At 65.3% G+C, this 760-nt stretch carries 2 protein-coding genes; both read left to right on the top strand.

All coding sequences use genetic code 11. The features are described 5' to 3' along the window. Positions 1 to 549: type VI secretion system baseplate subunit TssG (tssG, locus tag EN935_RS38660; RefSeq protein ID WP_127374382.1), on the top strand; the 549-nt coding region annotated here is incomplete at its 5' end. Next, positions 546 to 760, top strand: a 215-nt coding sequence (locus EN935_RS38655; protein ID WP_127374381.1) for an FHA domain-containing protein, incomplete at its 3' end; no start/stop codon positions are given. The genes tssG and EN935_RS38655, both read left to right, overlap by 4 nt.

Genomic DNA, 760 nt, shown 5'->3' with positions numbered 1-760 from the left:
GGACTTCCCGGCACCCAGAACAGCGATCTCGATACGGTGAAGCTTCGCCAGGCAGCTTCGCTCGCCAGCCAGGTCGACGGCCCGGAACGGCTGACGCTGTTCCTGGCGGAAGCGTTCAAGGTGCCGGTTCAGATCAAGGAGTTCATCGCCGCCTGGATAACCATCCCAGCCGGTCTCCAGACCCGCCTTGCAAAAGCCTATGCAGGGCTCGGCCGAGGGGCAACGATAGGCCCGCGCGTTTTCAACCGCCAAAGCCGGATCGAACTGCGTGTCGGCCCACTGGGGTACGAGGACTTCAAGGCGTTCCTGCCTGGCGGCCAGCGGCTCAAACTGTTCAAGCAGGCCGTTCGCGACATGGTCGGGGAATCGCTCGACGTCGACCTGCGCATCGTGCTGGCGCGTGAAGCCGTGCCGCCGCCCCGTCTCGGAACGGTCCAGCTCGGCCGGACCGCCTGGCTTGCGCGGCCCATTGAAAGGGGCGATGCTGACGATCTGCGGCTGCGGACAATCGTCGGATGGCGGCCGGAAATGGCGGGGGTCGCGGCATGAGCCTGCTGCTGACGCTGGAGCAAGGGCCACGCACCCAGGCGGTACGGCAGACCCGGCTGGACGAGGGCGAGCTGGTGATCGGCCGCAGCGCGGACGCAGGCTGGCAGATCGACGATCCCGACATGTTCGTTTCGCGGGCTCATTGCAGGATCTCGGGTGGGCGAGATGGATATTTCGTCACCGATACGTCAAGCAGCGGACTGTTCATAAA

This window comes from Mesorhizobium sp. M7D.F.Ca.US.004.03.1.1 (genome assembly GCF_003998635.1).
GTDB classification, from domain to species: Bacteria; Pseudomonadota; Alphaproteobacteria; order Rhizobiales; family Rhizobiaceae; genus Mesorhizobium; species Mesorhizobium loti.
This window is presented reverse-complemented; position numbering and strand designations above follow the sequence as displayed.